This window comes from Sinorhizobium sp. B11, from assembly GCA_039725955.1.
Classification (GTDB): Bacteria; Pseudomonadota; Alphaproteobacteria; order Rhizobiales; family Rhizobiaceae; genus Rhizobium.
Genome location: CP091034.1, coordinates 145,563 through 159,906 on the forward strand (window position 1 = coordinate 145,563; position 14,344 = coordinate 159,906).

Sequence of the window (14,344 nt, forward strand, 5' to 3'; positions counted from 1 at the left end):
GCGCCCAATATTTAAACGCGCAGTCCATTTTTGGTGTCTTCAAGCAAAGACATTGCGAAGGCGACCGCGCTAGGCCGCACGGAGGCCTTCTTCGGGATGGATGTCCGCCGCGGCAGCCAATCCCATCCTGGCGGTGGGGCTTTCAACTACCGCCGCGCATAGGACGCATAACTGGCACAAGATTGCCCATACGCCGTGTGGGAAATGTCAGATTGTGACATGACAGGCATTGATCTGACATTCGCTATAGAGCAGTTGAAAGCTGCCGCACCCTATGCAGCAGATAAGATTATCTACTTCGACAGCCAGCTTTCGAAATAGTGGCGGACAGCCGCACCCGCGCCGAAATGATCAGTCGTATCCAGCCTCGCAACTGCGCCGCGCACGACATCCGCCATAACGGATGCAGGCAGGATGCCGGACTTGACCATGGTTTGAAACAGTTCCTCCACCAGGATGATCGTTCCGATCGCTTCGTCTTCAGCCTTGAAATTCGCCATTGCTGGTCTCCCCTCTGTGTCGTTGGCAATGAAAATGTGGACCAACCTATCGCGTTAGGGTCGAGTTGTGGAGAAGCCCACGAATTTCGTCGCGCCGCCGAACTTGGCCGGCGGGATGTGCAGGCGGATATCATCGTTGATGGGGCAGGGAGAAGTTCGGACATCGACACCTCGCGCAATTAAGCCGCGCCTCAACAATGCTGAGATTTGTTTCGCCGCCGACTATAGGAAAGACGGCTCTGGATCAGGGTCGATCTCCTCGATGATATCGGGCTGGTCATTCCTTGGATTGCCGACGTTGGGTCCGATCGACCACATGGTCATTAGTTCGCTTGGAAACTGCGTCATCAAATCATGCGGCGGCGGCACGTCGGATAGCCAGCGCTGATAGTCCTTTTCATGCAGGATAACAGGCATACGGTCGTGGATAGTCGACATCATTTCGTTGGCGGCGCAGGTGAGGATGGCAAAAGTCCGAACCTGCAAATCGGTTTTTGGATCGCGCCACCTCTCCCAGAGGCCGGCGAGAGCAAAAGGCTGCCCGCTCTTCATCGCGATTGCATAGGCCTGCTTCTTCTTTCCCGAAGGTTCGAGTTTTTTCCATTCAAAATACCCGTCGATCGGCACGAGGCAGCGGCTGCTCTGGTACGCATTCCGGAACATTGGCTTGTCGGCAACTTCTTCGCATTTTGCGTTGACCGGCGTAGGCATCCCGGCTTTCCACCAGGCCGGCTTCAGCCCCCATTGCGCCGGTGCGAAGTTGGCGCCCATGTTGTTGTTCCGGTCAACATCCATGATGATGATCGGGTAATCCAGGCTCGGAGCGCCGTTGTAGCGCGGAAACTGGTTTGCCATGCCGAGCGCACCTTCTCTGCCGGCAAAGGCAAAAGCCTGCATCAGCGTGACCAGATCGGATTTGACGAACACTCTCCCGCACATGCTTTTCCCTCCGCTCTGAGCTCGGCCCTGCTTTGCGCTGATCGGACAAGGTTCGGGCCAATCAACGGAACATAAAGAGAACACATTAGGCGAAGCTAAAGAACCGTCAAGGATTTGTTTGCAGGAAAAAATGTTGGCGTTAACGCGGCTGCAGAGTTTGTGCGTTTGAAGCGACGAGGCGAAGCCATCGCGTTACTGGGATCAATTCCAGGGTCGCCCCAACCGGAAATCAGAAAAGGATAAGGGAATACAGGTATTTAGATGAAAAATGGCGGACAAGGTGGGATTCGAACCCACGGTACGCTTTCACGTACACACGCGTTCCAGGCGTGCGCCTTAAACCACTCGGCCACCTGTCCTTTTTGGGCGTTCGCGCCTTGGAGAGGAGCAAATCGTCGGAACGGCGCGATATATACCCAAGAATTTTTGCCGATCAACCCAAATCTAACAGTTTTTTGACTTCTTCCGATAAAACTGCGCGCATGCCGTCCATTGCGCTGTGTCTGCTCCGAGCCTATCTCTAGGTTTGAGTGGAGATTGGCGCGGCTCGCCGGACATCAAGGCACACCCGTCATCGGAGGATTTGATGCGTTTCTTGTTGCGTCTTGCCAGCCTGTTTGCGCTGGCAGTTGCGGTCATTGCCGGAACCATCGATTCCATTCAGTCCGTTGCATCCTCGCAAGTGCTCATGACCCCGATGTCGGATGCGTGGCAGGATGTCAGCCCCTCGACGCTTACCGCGCTCCAGTCTTCCGTTTCCTATTATGTCCATCCGCGTTTCTACGCTTTCATCTTCCAGTGGCTCATGCTGCAGCCGGCCTTTGCCGTGTTTCTGGTGCTGTCGCTCATCCTGTGGATGGTTGGCTACAAGAAGCCGCCGGTGGCCGGCCGCTTTACCGCATAGCTGAAGAGCTGGAGGGTGTGAAAAAGTGCAATCGGCAGTTCCCGAAATGGCGGGATGATGAGCCCGATGCCGCCAGGCCACTGGTTAGAAAATCCGCATTTTAGCGGTCGATTTGCCCAGAATTCAGGACCTGTGGATTGATTTTCGGCAATAATGGCAAATCTTTACCAACCGAAAAATTTCTCGTGAATTTTTTGTGGAGCCATGCAAGGATGCACGCAGCCAGGCCTCCGGGGGGAGGTCGGTGGTTCCGCAGACATGCCTGAAAAAGGCTTGCGGGAGGACCCCAAACAAATAGCAACAACAGGGCTGCAAACTCATGAAAAAATCCCTTCTCACCCTCCTTGCCGTGGCAGCGATGTCGACGACGGCGCTTGCCGCCGACATCAAGCCGGCTCTCGTTTACGGCACCGGCGGGAAGTTCGATAAGTCCTTCAACGAAGCTGCTTTCAACGGTGCTGAAAAGTTCAAGAAGGAAACCGGCATCGCCTACCGCGATTTCGAGCCGACCGGCGACACCCAGGGCGAGCAGGCCATCCGCAACTTCGCAAGCCGCGGCTTCAACCCGGTTGTTGCCGTTTCCTTCGCCTGGACCTCGGCTGTCGAGAAGGTTGCCGCTGAATTCCCGGACACCAAGTTCATCATCGTCGACTCCGTCGTCGACAAGCCGAACGTCCGCTCCGTCCTCTACAAGGAAGAGGAAGGCTCCTATCTCGTCGGTGTTCTCGCTGGCATGGCGTCCAAGACCGGCAAGGTCGGCTTCGTCGGCGGCATGGACATTCCGCTGATCCGCAAGTTCGAATGTGGCTACGAGCAGGGCGCACGCGCCGCCAAGGCCGACATCGAAGTCTTCCAGAACATGACCGGCACGACCGGTGCAGCCTGGAACGACCCGGTCCGCGGCGGCGAGCTCACCAAGAACCAGATCGACCAGGGTGCTGACGTCGTTTACGCGGCAGCCGGTGCCACCGGTCTCGGCGTTCTGCAGACGGCAGCCGACAACAAGAAACTGTCGATCGGCGTCGATTCCAACCAGAACCACCTGCATCCGGGTTCCGTGTTGACCTCGATGGTCAAGCGCGTCGACCTCGCCGTCTACAACGCCTATAATGACACCAAGAACGACAAGTTCACGGCCGGTGTCCAGTCTCTCGGCGTCAAGGAAGACGGCGTTGCCGCCGCCATGGACGACAACAACAAGCCGTTGATCACGCCGGAGATGCAGGCTGCCGTCGACAAGGCCAAGGCCGACATCATTGCTGGCACCGTCAAGGTTCACGATTACACCACGGACAATGCCTGCCCGAAGTGAGTCGTAACTGAGATCGGGCGTATGGCGGACAAGGATTTTCGCCATACGCCCTTTTCTTATTTGGAGCCTGCTGTGACAGACCAGCCTGCTATCGAACTTGTCGGCATCGACAAGAAATTCGGCGCCGTTCACGCCAACAAGGACATCAACCTGACCGTCGCCAAGGGCTCGATCCATGGCATTATCGGGGAAAACGGCGCTGGCAAATCGACCCTGATGTCCATCATCTACGGTTTTTACCAGGCCGATAGCGGCGAGATCCGCGTCAACGGCCAGCCCATCACCATCAAGGATAGCCAGGCAGCGATCGCCGCCGGCATCGGCATGGTGCACCAGCACTTCATGCTGGTCGACAATTTCACCGTCCTCGAAAACATCATGCTCGGCGCCGAAGGCGGCGCGCTGCTGGCAAGGGGCGTTGCTTCCGCGCGCGCCGAGCTCAAGCGGCTGGAGACCGAATACGGCCTGGAGGTCAACCCGGACGCGCTGATCGAGCAGCTTCCGGTCGGCCTGCAGCAGCGTGTGGAAATCCTCAAGGCCATGTATCGCGGCGCCGAGATCCTGATCCTCGATGAGCCGACGGGCGTGCTGACACCAGCCGAGGCCGATCACCTGTTCCGCATTCTCGGCGTGCTGCGCGACGAGGGCAAGACCGTTGTCCTCATCACCCACAAGCTGCGCGAGATCATGGCGATCACCGACACTGTCTCCGTCATGCGCCGCGGCGAGATGGTCGCCACCCGCAAGACCAGCGAGACCACGGTTGAAGAGCTCGCCGAACTCATGGTCGGCCGCCGCGTGCTGCTGCGGGTCCAGAAGGGCGAGGCAAAGCCCGCCGATGTCTTGCTGTCCGTCCGCAACCTGACGGTCAAGGACAACAGGGGCGTGACGATGGTCGACAACGTCTCCTTCGATGTCCGCGCCGGCGAGATCGTCGGCATTGCCGGTGTGGCCGGCAATGGTCAGTCGGAACTGCTGGAGGCGATCGCGGGTATCCGCAAGCCGGCATCCGGCGAAATCCTGCTCGACGGCCAGCCGATCGACAAGGCCGATCCGGCCCGCCTGCGTGAGCTCGGCCTCGCGCATATTCCCGAAGACCGCCACCACATGGGCCTGGTGCTGAAGTTCGAAGAATATGAAAATGCCGTACTCGGCTATCACCACCGTCCCGAATACAGCCGCGGCCCGCTGCTCGATCTCGACGCCATCCGCAAGGATGCGATGGAAAAGATCGAGAAATACGACATCCGCCCGCCGAACCCGCGCCTGAAGACGGCGAATTTTTCCGGTGGCAACCAGCAGAAGATTGTCGTCGCCCGCGAGATCGAGCGCGATCCGAAGATGCTGATTATCGGCCAGCCGACCCGTGGCGTCGATATAGGCGCCATCGAATTCATCCATCGCCGGATCATCGAGATGCGCGATGCGGGTAAGGCCATTCTGCTCGTCTCCGTCGAGCTCGACGAAATCCGCGCCCTTTCAGACCGTATCCTTGTCATGTTTGCCGGCCACGTCGTCGGCGAGAAGACGCCCGATGCCGGTGAACAGACCCTCGGCCTGATGATGGCCGGCATTGCCGCGTGAGGCCTCGATGAGCACTGCTTCCGTAACACTACCGAGATGGATCAATTACGGTCTGATCCCTCTTTTGAACCTGGTCGTTGCCTTCCTGATCTCCGGCTTCGTCGTCTGGCTGATCGGCGAAAGCCCCCTGGCTGCCCTCTCGCTGCTCATCGAAGGCGCCTTCGGCAGCGGTGAAGGCATTGGCTTCACGCTCTATTACGCGACCAGTTTCATTTTCACCGGCCTTTCCGTTGCCGTCGCCATTCATGCCGGCCTCTTCAACATCGGCTCAGAAGGCCAGGCCTATGTCGGCGGCCTTGGCTGTGCGCTGGTGGCGCTGGCGCTCGACAACTATGTACCCTGGTATGTGACGATGCCGATCGCCGTTATCGGAGCCGGTCTCTTCGGGGCAGCCTGGGCCTTCATTCCCGCCTTCCTGCAGGCCAAGCGCGGCAGCCACATCGTCATCACGACGATCATGTTCAACTATATCGCAGCCGCCCTTATGGTCTATTTGCTGGTGCATGTGCTGATCGTGCCGGGCAAGATGGCGCCGGAAACCCGCACCTTTCTCGAGGGCGGGCAGCTTCCGAAGCTCGGCTGGGTCATGACCATGTTCGGTTCCAAGCTCGGTGCGGCCCCGTTCAACGTCTCCTTCATCATCGCGCTGTTCGCCGCGTGGTTCGTCTGGGTGCTGGTCTGGCGCAGCAAGCTCGGCTTCGATATGCGCACGCTGGGCGTCAGCCCGACAGCCGCCGCCTATGCCGGCACGCCTCATGCGCGCACCATCATCATCGCCATGCTGCTGTCAGGCGCGCTCGCCGGCATGATGGCGCTCAATCCGGTCATGGGCTCGTCGGCCCGTCTGCAGGTGGAGTTCGTCGGTGGCGCCGGCTTCGTCGGCATCGCCGTGTCGCTGATGGGACGAAACCATCCGCTCGGCATCATCTTCGCAGCGATCCTTTTCGGCGTCCTCTATCAGGGCGGCGACTGGATCTCCTTCGAAATGCCCAACATCACCCGCGAGATGATCCTCGTCATCCAGGGTCTGGTGATCCTGTTTGCCGGTGCGCTGGAATACATGTTCCGCCCGGCAATGGTGCGCATCTACCAGCAGTTCAAGCGAGCCTGAGGAACAGACGATGGAATATTATGAAATTTTCATCAGCGTTCTGAGTTCGACGATCCGGCTCTCCATTCCGCTGATCTTTACCGCACTTGCCGGCCTGTTTTCCGAACGCGCCGGCATCTTCGATATAGGTCTCGAAGGCAAGATGTTGGGCTCTGCCTTCGCGGCCGCCTGTGTGGCCTATCTCACTGGCTCGGCCTGGGCAGGCTTGGGCGCCGGTGTGGTCTGCTCGGTGGCGCTCAGCCTCGTGCATGGCTTTGCCTCGATCACCAATCGCGGCAACCAGATCATCTCGGGCGTGGCCATCAACTTCTTCATCGCCGGTATCACCATCGTGCTCGGCCAGGCCTGGTTCGGCCAGGGCGGCCGCACGCCGCAGCTCGCGCCCGACGCCCGCTTCGCACCGATCATTCTGCCGGGTGCCGATGCTATCAGGGACGTGCCACTCATTGGCCCGCTCTATGCCGGCGTGATCTCCGGCAACAATATCCTGACCTATCTCGCCTTTCTCGCCGTGCCCTTCTCCTGGTGGGTCCTCTACCGCACGCGTTTCGGCTTGCGTCTTCGTGCTGTCGGCGAAAATCCGGGTGCGGTGGATACGGCTGGTATTTCGGTAACCTGGCTGCGTTACCGCGCTGTCATGTGCGCCGGCATCCTCTGCGGCTTCTCTGGCACCTATCTGGCGATCGCCCAATCGGCGGCCTTCATCAAGGACATGTCGGCGGGCAAGGGCTATATCGCGCTTGCCGCGCTCGTCTTTGCCAAGTGGAGGCCGGTGCCGGTCATGTTCGCCTGCCTGCTCTTCGGCTTCCTCGATGCGTTGGCGAATTTCATGCAGGGCAAACAGGTGCCGCTGATCGGCGAGGTACCGGTACAGGTTTTCCAGGCACTGCCCTATATCCTGACCTGTGTTCTGCTCGCCGGCTTCATCGGCGTTGCAATTCCGCCGAAGGCCGGCGGCGTGCCCTATACGAAGGAGCGTTGATATGTCTCACGACCTGTTCGAAGCCGCGCGCGGCGCCATGGCCTTCGCGCACGCTCCTTATTCCAAGTTCCCGGTCGGCGCGGCGATCCGCGCCGAGGATGGCAAGGTCTATACCGGCGCCAATATCGAGAACCTCTCCTTCCCTCAAGGGTGGTGCGCCGAGCCGACGGCGATCGGCGCCATGATCATGGGTGGCGCGAAGAAGATCGTCGAAATGGCCGTCATCGCCGAAAAACTGCCGCTCTGCCCGCCTTGCGGCGGCTGCCGGCAGAAGATCTCGGAATTCGCCGGCAAGGACACGAAGATCTACCTTTGCGACGAAGCCGGCGTGAAGAAGACGATGACCATGGAACAGCTTCTTCCCTTCAGCTTCGAGACGGAACTCGGATGATCGCGACCATCGATCTGCTCGCGGCTCTGCTCGGCGGGCTCAAACCGCGCTACGGCATCGTGCTCGGCTCCGGCCTCGGCTCGCTTGTCAGCGAGCTTACCGATGTCGTGTGCATTCCTTACAAGGACCTGCCGGGTTTCCCGGTCAGCGCCGTCTCCGGCCATGCCGGAGAGGTCGTCGCCGGCCATCTCGGCTCGGTGCCGGTCATCATGCTCTCCGGCCGCGTCCACTATTATGAGAAGGGCGATGCCAATGCCATGCGCCTGCCGATCGAGGTCTTGCACGCCCTCGGCGTCGAGGCCCTGATCCTCACCAATTCGGCGGGCTCACTGAAAGACGACATTCCGCCCGGCTCGGTCATGCAGATTGCCGACCACATCAATTATTCCGGCATGAACCCGCTGATCGGGCAGGAGAGCGATCATCGTTTCGTCGGCATGACCAACGCTTATGATGCCGAGCTTTCGGCGGCGATGCAAAAGGCAGCGAAGACGCTCGGCATCCCGCTCGCAAGCGGCGTCTACATGTGGTTCTCGGGCCCGAGCTTCGAAACGCCGGCCGAAATCCGCATGGCGCGTATTCTCGGCGCCGATGCGGTCGGCATGTCGACCGTGCCTGAAGTCATCATCGCAAGAATGCTGGGCCTGAGGGTTGCGGCAGCCTCGGTAATCACCAACTATGGGGCTGGCATGACCGGAAACGAGCTCAGCCACGAGGAAACCAAGGATATGGCGCCGGTTGGCGGTGCCCGTCTCGCCGCCATACTCAAAGAAATGATTGCCGGACACTGATTGCCGGTGGAGGAAGCGAAAATGAACAGCCATTCCAGCCGGGAAACGGCCGCCGTCGCCCTTTCCCTTCTCGATCTCACAAACCTGAAGGACGATTGCACCCAGGAGCAGATCGACACGCTTTGCGCCCGCGCGCAGACACCCTATGGCAGCAGCGCGGCAATCTGCATCTGGCCTCGTTTCGTCGCCCATGCCCGCATCGTGCTCGGCAAGGGCCACCCGGTCCGTATTGCGACCGTTGTCAATTTTCCCTCCGGTGATATGGAAATCGCCGATGTCGCCGCCGAAACGCGTGAGGCGATCGCCGATGGCGCCGATGAGATCGATCTCGTCATCCCCTATCGCAAGCTGATGGCAGGCAACGAGAAGGCCGTTATCGATATGGTCGCGGCCGTGCGCGCCGAATGTGTTGCGCCTGTCCTGTTGAAGGTCATTATCGAAGCCGGCGAGCTGAAGGATGCCGCTCTCATCCGCCGCGCCTCGGAACTGGCGATCGAAGCCGGCACCGATTTCATCAAGACCTCCACCGGCAAGGTCGCCGTCAACGCGACGCTCGAAGCGGCCGACATCATGATCCGCGCGATCCGCGAGAGTGGTCGCAAGGTGGGCTTCAAGCCGGCCGGCGGCATATCGACCGTCGCCGATGCTGCCCTTTATCTGAGCCTTGCCGAAACCATCATGACGCCGGACTGGGCGATGCCCTCCACCTTTCGTTTCGGCGCGTCCGGCCTGCTCGACAATATCCTCTCCGTTCTCAGCGGCACGGAGCCGAAGCCGGCGGCAGCCTCGAGCTATTGAGATGATCCCGCAGGAGATCATCCGCCAGAAGCGCAACGGCGCGGAACTGCCGACTGGTGATATCGACGCCTTTATCGCGGCGCTGGCTGCCGGCAATCTGTCGGAAGGCCAGATCGGCGCATTCGCCATGGCCGTCTGGTTCAAGGGCATGTCGCGCACCGAGACCGTTGCACTGACGCTCGCCATGGCGCGCTCCGGCGACATGCTCTCCTGGGAAGGCATCGGCCGGCCAGTCGCAGACAAGCACTCGACCGGCGGGGTGGGCGACAACGTCTCGCTGATGCTTGCCCCGATTGCCGCTGCCTGCGGTCTGGCCGTACCGATGATATCAGGTCGCGGCCTTGGCCATACCGGTGGAACGCTGGACAAGCTCGAATCCATTCCAGGCTATACGATCAATCCGGATGCCGGTCTCTTCCGCAAGGTGGTGAAAGAGGTCGGCTGCGCCATCATCGGCCCGACCGGTGCTTTGGCGCCGGCCGACGGCAGGCTCTATGCCGTGCGCGATGTAACGGCGACCGTCGATTCCATCCCGCTGATCACAGCCTCTATCCTCTCGAAGAAACTTGCCGCCGGCCTTCAGACCCTGGTGCTCGATGTCAAAACCGGTAACGGCGCCTTCATGGCCGATCCGGAGCAGGCAATCGTGCTGGCGCATTCCCTGGTGGAGGTCGCAAATGGCGCGGGTGTGAAGACATCTGCGCTGATCACGGACATGAACCAACCGCTTGCCGATAGCGCCGGCAATGCCGTGGAAGTCCGCAACTGCCTCGATTTTCTGGCAGGGCGAAAGACCGGTACCCGCCTCGAAACGATCGTGCTTGCCTTTGCCGCCGAAATGCTCGTGCAGTCGGGTATCGCGACTTCGCTTCTCGAGGCGGAGAGCAAGGCGCAGGATGCTCTCTCTTCCGGCAACGCTGTGGAGATCTTCGCGCGCATGGTCCATATGCTCGGCGGCCCGGCCGATCTTCTGGAACGGCCGGATGCCTATCTGCGCAAGGCGCCCGTCGAACGGCCGGTTCCGGCATCGCGCGCCGGCTGGCTCGCCGCCTGCGATGCCCGTGATGTCGGCGTCAGCGTCATCGATCTCGGCGGCGGACGACGCCATCCGGCCGACCGGATCGACCACAGCGTCGGCTTCACCGGCCTGCTGCCGCTTGGAACGCATGTGCATGAGGGCGATCCGATCGCGCTCGTTCACGCGGCAGACGAGGCTTCGGCCGAAAAGGCCGTCGCCTCTCTTGCTGCAAACTATCGTATTGCAGACGAGAAGCCGGAGCTTCCACCTGTCATCGCCGGCCGTATCTGATGGAATTTACTGCTTGAGGCTGAGGGAGCCGTCGGCCACGGAATAGGAGGCAAGCTTCTGCAGGAAGCTCATGCCAACAAGCGTGCCGCTCAACGCCTCGTCTTTCAACACGAAGGCTTCGACGCTGCGAACGCGAATGCCGCCGATCTCTATGCGATCGAGCGTCACATGCGCCGCCTTGGTCTGGCCGTTCGCGGTATTGACTGCATAGCGGAAATCGAGCTGGTTGCCGGTAAAGCCGAGCCTGCGGGCGAGGCTTTCGTTCAGCGCGACAAAGGTGGCGCCGGTATCGATCAACCCCTGTACGGGCTTGCCGTTCATCCTGAAATTGCCGGTATAATGACCCTGAGCATCGGCCTGCAGGCGGATCATGCCGCCATCGGCGATCGTGGCCGGCGCATCGGGCGCGCTATCCTCGGTCGAGACGAAATTTGCGGAAATCGTATTGCCGGGCTGCGTCGTGCGGGTGAGCAGGGAAGGCACTTGTGTCGCCAGCGCAGCCGCGATGCTGGCAAATATGACGGTACGCATGAGCATGAAACAGAAATCCTTCCTGTATAAACCCCGCCTCATGCGGGACCTCACACTTCAATCAGCTAAGCCATAAGTGCTGAAAAGTTGCTAACGGCGACATAAAAAGGCCCGGGACGAACCGCCCGGGCCTGAAGGATTTGGAATTGGTAAAGGAAATTGAAACTATTTGGTTCCGTACATCCGGTCGCCGGCATCACCGAGACCGGGCACGATATAGCCCTTCTCGTTCAGATGGCTGTCGATCGCTGCTGTGAAGACCGGAACATCGGGATGCGCGGCGCGGAAGTTCTTGATGCCTTCAGGAGCCGCCAGCAGGCAGAGGAAACGGATATTGTGCGCTCCGCGCTCCTTCAGCTTGTCGATGGCGGCAATTGAGGAGTTGCCGGTCGCAAGCATCGGATCGACGACGATGATCAGACGCTCGGCGACATCTTCAGGCGCCTTGAAGTAATATTCGACCGGCTGCAGCGTCTCATGGTCGCGATAGACGCCGATATGGGAAACGCGGGCGGAAGGGACCAGATCGAGCATGCCTTCCAGGAGCCCGTTGCCGGCGCGCAGGATGGAGGCAAAGACCAGCTTCTTGCCTTCGAGGATCGGCGACTGCATCTCCTGGATCGGCGTTTCGATCGTCTCCATCGTCAGTTCCAGATCGCGCGTCACCTCATAGCAGAGCAGTGTCGAGATTTCGCGCAACAGCCGGCGGAAGCTGCCTGTCGAGGTTTCCTTACGCCGCATGATGGTGAGTTTGTGCTGCACGAGCGGGTGATCGATGACTGTGACGCCGTCCATAGGGAAACCTTCCAATTCTTTGTTCTTATCGGCTGTTTCTTCCATGGAAATCGCCTCCACTGCAATAGCGGAGACCGATTTGCCTGGACCATTAACAATCCCGCGCGCCTTTAAAGGCGGGCAAGCAACGCCTTGCGTGTCTCTTCGTCGACGAAGGCGGCCTCGATGGCCGTTCGCGTCATAGCATTGATTTCAGCATCGCTGAAGGCAAAGGCCTCCGAGGCAAGCTCGTATTCCCGCTTGAGCGATGTGTGGAAGAAGGGTGGATCGTCGGAGCTGATCGTCACCTTGACGCCCGCTTCTCTCAGTCTGCGCAACGGATGCGATGCGAAGTCTGGAAAGACCTTGAGCGCGATGTTTGAACCAGGGCAGACCTCCAGCACCGTGCCGAGGCCCGCCAGCCGCCTGATGAGGTCGGCGTCCTCGATCGCCCGTACGCCATGGCCGATACGCGAGGGACGCACCTCGTCCAATGCGTCCGAAACGCTGAAGGCGCCGCAAACTTCACCGGCATGGATGGTGAGGCCGAGCCCTGCATCGCGGGCGATGTCGAAGGCGCGCGCATAATCGGCGACGCGACCCATCCGCTCCTCGCCGGCGAGATTGAAGCCTGTTATCAGGGGATTATTGGCCTTCGCCGCATATTCCGCAGCACCGATGACGCTCTCAGGGCCGAAATGCCGTTCCCCGGTCACGATAAGCCGTGCTTCGATGCCGCTTTTCGCCTTTGCCCGGCGGATGCCTTCACACACACCTGATATATAGGCGTCCGCGCCGAGCCCGATGCGCTTGCCGTGGTCTGGCGAAACGATGAGCTCGCTGTAGATCGTACCGATGCCGGCAAGTTCCTCCAGATAGGTTTCCGTCAGCAGCGCATAGTCTTCCTCGGTCTTGTAGACTTCGGAAACCTTGTCGTAGCATTCCAGAAAGCTCGCGAAATCATGCCAGACATAGGCACCGTCCTGCAGGCAGGCGCTGATGTCGATGCCATATTTGCGCGCCTGTGCCTCGGTCAGATCAGGCGGAGCCGCACCCTCCAGATGGCAGTGCAGCTCGACCTTCTTCAAATGCGATGTCACAGAAAACTCCTCCCATGCGGCCCCGCGGGAATGCCGAGATGCCGCGCAATGCTCTCGCCGATATCGGCATAGGTCCGGCGTATGCCGACCGAACGCGATCTGATGCCGGGACCGTAGGCGATGATAGGCACGCGCTCGCGCGTATGGTCCGTGCCGCGCCAGGTCGGATCGCAGCCGTGATCGGCGGTCAGGACCACGAGGTCGCCGGCCCGCAGCTTCTGATGAACTTCAGTAAGGCGCGTGTCGAAGGCTTCGAGGGCAGCCGCATAGCCCGGCACGTCGCGGCGATGGCCATATACCATGTCGAAATCGACGAAATTGGTGAAGACGATATCGCCATCCTCCGCCTCGTCGATTGCGGCAAGGGAAGCATCCATCAGGGCGTCGTTGCCATTTGCCTTGATAACCCGCGAAACGCCTTGATGGGCGAAGATGTCGCCGATCTTGCCGACCGCATGCACATTACGGCCATGTTGGACAAGCCGGTCGAGCAGCGTCGGCTCCGGAGGCGGCACCGAGAAGTCACGGCGGTTGCCCGTCCTCTGGAAGGTCGCAGCACTTTGGCCAATGAAAGGACGCGCGATGACGCGGCCGATATTGTAGGGGTCGAGCAGGCTGCGTGCGATTTGGCAAAAGGTGAGCAGGCGGTCGAGGCCGAAATAGACCTCATGAGCTGCGACCTGGAACACGGAATCCGAGGAGGTATAGCAGATCGGCTTGCCGCTGCGCATATGCTCTTCACCGTAGCGGGCAATGATCTCGGTTCCCGAAGCATGGCAATTGCCGAGAATGCCGGGAACGTCAGCCGCGCGGCAGAGCGCATCGATCAGTTCCTGCGGAAAGGCATCGCCCTCGCTCGGAAAATAACCCCAGTCGAAGGTAACAGGCGTTCCGGCGATTTCCCAATGACCTGACGGCGTGTCCTTTCCGCGCGACGTTTCGTTGGCAGCGCCGTAGATACCGTAGATCTTGTCCGGCAGCGGCATGCCGGCCGGAAACTGGCCGCTGGCCGCCCGGGCAATATGCAGCAGCCCGAGCGCAGACATGTTCGGCAGCGCAAGGGGGCCGGAACGGAGTCCGGCTCGGTCGGCTGCACCTGCCGCACAGAATTCGGCGATATGGCCGAGCGTATCGGCGCCTTCATCGCCATAGGCTGCGGCATCCGGCGCTCCGCCGACACCGAAGGAATCCAGAACGAAGAGAAAGGCCCGCGCCATTTTTCACCCGTATTATCTGCTGTCGTCAGCGTATGGCTGGAACGATCTGTCTGGCGCCAAGCCATATATTGACGGGAACCGCTTGGCAAATTTGAGCTGTG

Annotated in this window: 15 protein-coding genes and 1 tRNA gene; 9 read left to right on the forward strand and 7 right to left on the reverse strand. The window is 60.2% G+C overall.

Annotated features, from left to right (window positions below):
• Positions 1 to 293: 293 nt before the first annotated feature.
• From LVY75_10445 to LVY75_10455, 3 genes are all read right to left on the reverse strand, one after another.
• The gene (locus tag LVY75_10445) at positions 294 to 500 is read right to left on the reverse strand and encodes a hypothetical protein (protein ID XAZ23664.1); all 207 of its coding nucleotides are present in this window, start codon (positions 498 to 500) and stop codon (positions 294 to 296) included.
• A 222-nt stretch (positions 501 to 722) separates the two neighbouring features.
• Positions 723 to 1,439 (reverse strand): SOS response-associated peptidase, encoded by a 717-nt coding sequence (locus tag LVY75_10450; GenBank protein XAZ25684.1) that lies wholly within the window; start codon positions 1,437 to 1,439, stop codon positions 723 to 725.
• A 269-nt stretch (positions 1,440 to 1,708) separates the two neighbouring features.
• Positions 1,709 to 1,798, reverse strand: a tRNA-Ser gene (locus LVY75_10455).
• A 227-nt stretch (positions 1,799 to 2,025) separates the two neighbouring features.
• On the opposite strand from LVY75_10455, the gene LVY75_10460 reads away from it, so the two are divergent.
• The 9 genes from LVY75_10460 to deoA all read left to right on the forward strand — a co-directional run bounded on the left by LVY75_10460 (position 2,026) and on the right by deoA (position 10,621).
• A complete protein-coding gene (locus LVY75_10460) occupies positions 2,026 to 2,343 on the forward strand; it encodes a hypothetical protein (GenBank protein ID XAZ23665.1) in 318 nt (105 codons plus the stop codon).
• A gap of 319 nt (positions 2,344 to 2,662) precedes the next feature.
• Positions 2,663 to 3,655: a BMP family ABC transporter substrate-binding protein gene (locus LVY75_10465; protein XAZ23666.1), complete on the forward strand. Its 993-nt coding sequence runs from the start codon at positions 2,663 to 2,665 to the stop codon at positions 3,653 to 3,655.
• Between the two features lie 72 nt (positions 3,656 to 3,727).
• Positions 3,728 to 5,239: an ABC transporter ATP-binding protein gene (locus LVY75_10470; GenBank protein XAZ23667.1), complete on the forward strand. Its 1,512-nt coding sequence runs from the start codon at positions 3,728 to 3,730 to the stop codon at positions 5,237 to 5,239.
• 7 nt (positions 5,240 to 5,246) lie between these two features.
• Positions 5,247 to 6,350 carry an ABC transporter permease gene (locus tag LVY75_10475; GenBank protein XAZ23668.1) on the forward strand — a complete coding sequence of 368 codons (1,104 nt, stop codon included), beginning with the start codon at positions 5,247 to 5,249 and terminating at the stop codon, positions 6,348 to 6,350.
• Positions 6,351 to 6,360: 10 nt separating this feature from the next.
• A complete protein-coding gene (locus LVY75_10480) occupies positions 6,361 to 7,332 on the forward strand; it encodes an ABC transporter permease (protein ID XAZ23669.1) in 972 nt (323 codons plus the stop codon).
• 1 nt (position 7,333) lies between these two features.
• Positions 7,334 to 7,723, forward strand: a complete 390-nt coding sequence (locus LVY75_10485; protein XAZ23670.1) for a cytidine deaminase — start codon at positions 7,334 to 7,336, stop codon at positions 7,721 to 7,723.
• Entirely contained in the window at positions 7,720 to 8,514 is a 795-nt protein-coding gene (locus LVY75_10490) for a purine-nucleoside phosphorylase (protein XAZ23671.1), read from the forward strand. Before LVY75_10485 ends, LVY75_10490 begins: the two co-directional genes overlap by 4 nt.
• A gap of 21 nt (positions 8,515 to 8,535) precedes the next feature.
• Positions 8,536 to 9,312, forward strand: a complete 777-nt coding sequence (gene deoC / locus LVY75_10495) for a deoxyribose-phosphate aldolase (protein XAZ23672.1) — start codon at positions 8,536 to 8,538, stop codon at positions 9,310 to 9,312.
• A 1-nt stretch (position 9,313) separates the two neighbouring features.
• Entirely contained in the window at positions 9,314 to 10,621 is a 1,308-nt protein-coding gene (gene deoA / locus LVY75_10500; GenBank protein ID XAZ23673.1) for a thymidine phosphorylase, read from the forward strand.
• Between the two features lie 6 nt (positions 10,622 to 10,627).
• Here deoA and LVY75_10505 read toward each other — a convergent pair whose 3' ends face one another.
• The 4 genes from LVY75_10505 to LVY75_10520 form a co-directional block, all read right to left on the reverse strand.
• On the reverse strand, positions 10,628 to 11,194 hold the full coding sequence (locus tag LVY75_10505; protein XAZ23674.1) for a TIGR02281 family clan AA aspartic protease: 567 nt from the start codon (positions 11,192 to 11,194) through the stop codon (positions 10,628 to 10,630).
• A 123-nt stretch (positions 11,195 to 11,317) separates the two neighbouring features.
• A complete protein-coding gene (upp, locus tag LVY75_10510; protein ID XAZ25685.1) occupies positions 11,318 to 11,947 on the reverse strand; it encodes a uracil phosphoribosyltransferase in 630 nt (209 codons plus the stop codon).
• A 110-nt stretch (positions 11,948 to 12,057) separates the two neighbouring features.
• A complete protein-coding gene (locus LVY75_10515) occupies positions 12,058 to 13,026 on the reverse strand; it encodes an adenosine deaminase (protein XAZ23675.1) in 969 nt (322 codons plus the stop codon).
• The gene (locus tag LVY75_10520) at positions 13,023 to 14,243 is read right to left on the reverse strand and encodes a phosphopentomutase (protein XAZ23676.1); all 1,221 of its coding nucleotides are present in this window, start codon (positions 14,241 to 14,243) and stop codon (positions 13,023 to 13,025) included. Before LVY75_10520 ends, LVY75_10515 begins: the two co-directional genes overlap by 4 nt.
• Between the last annotated feature and the right edge of the window lie 101 nt (positions 14,244 to 14,344).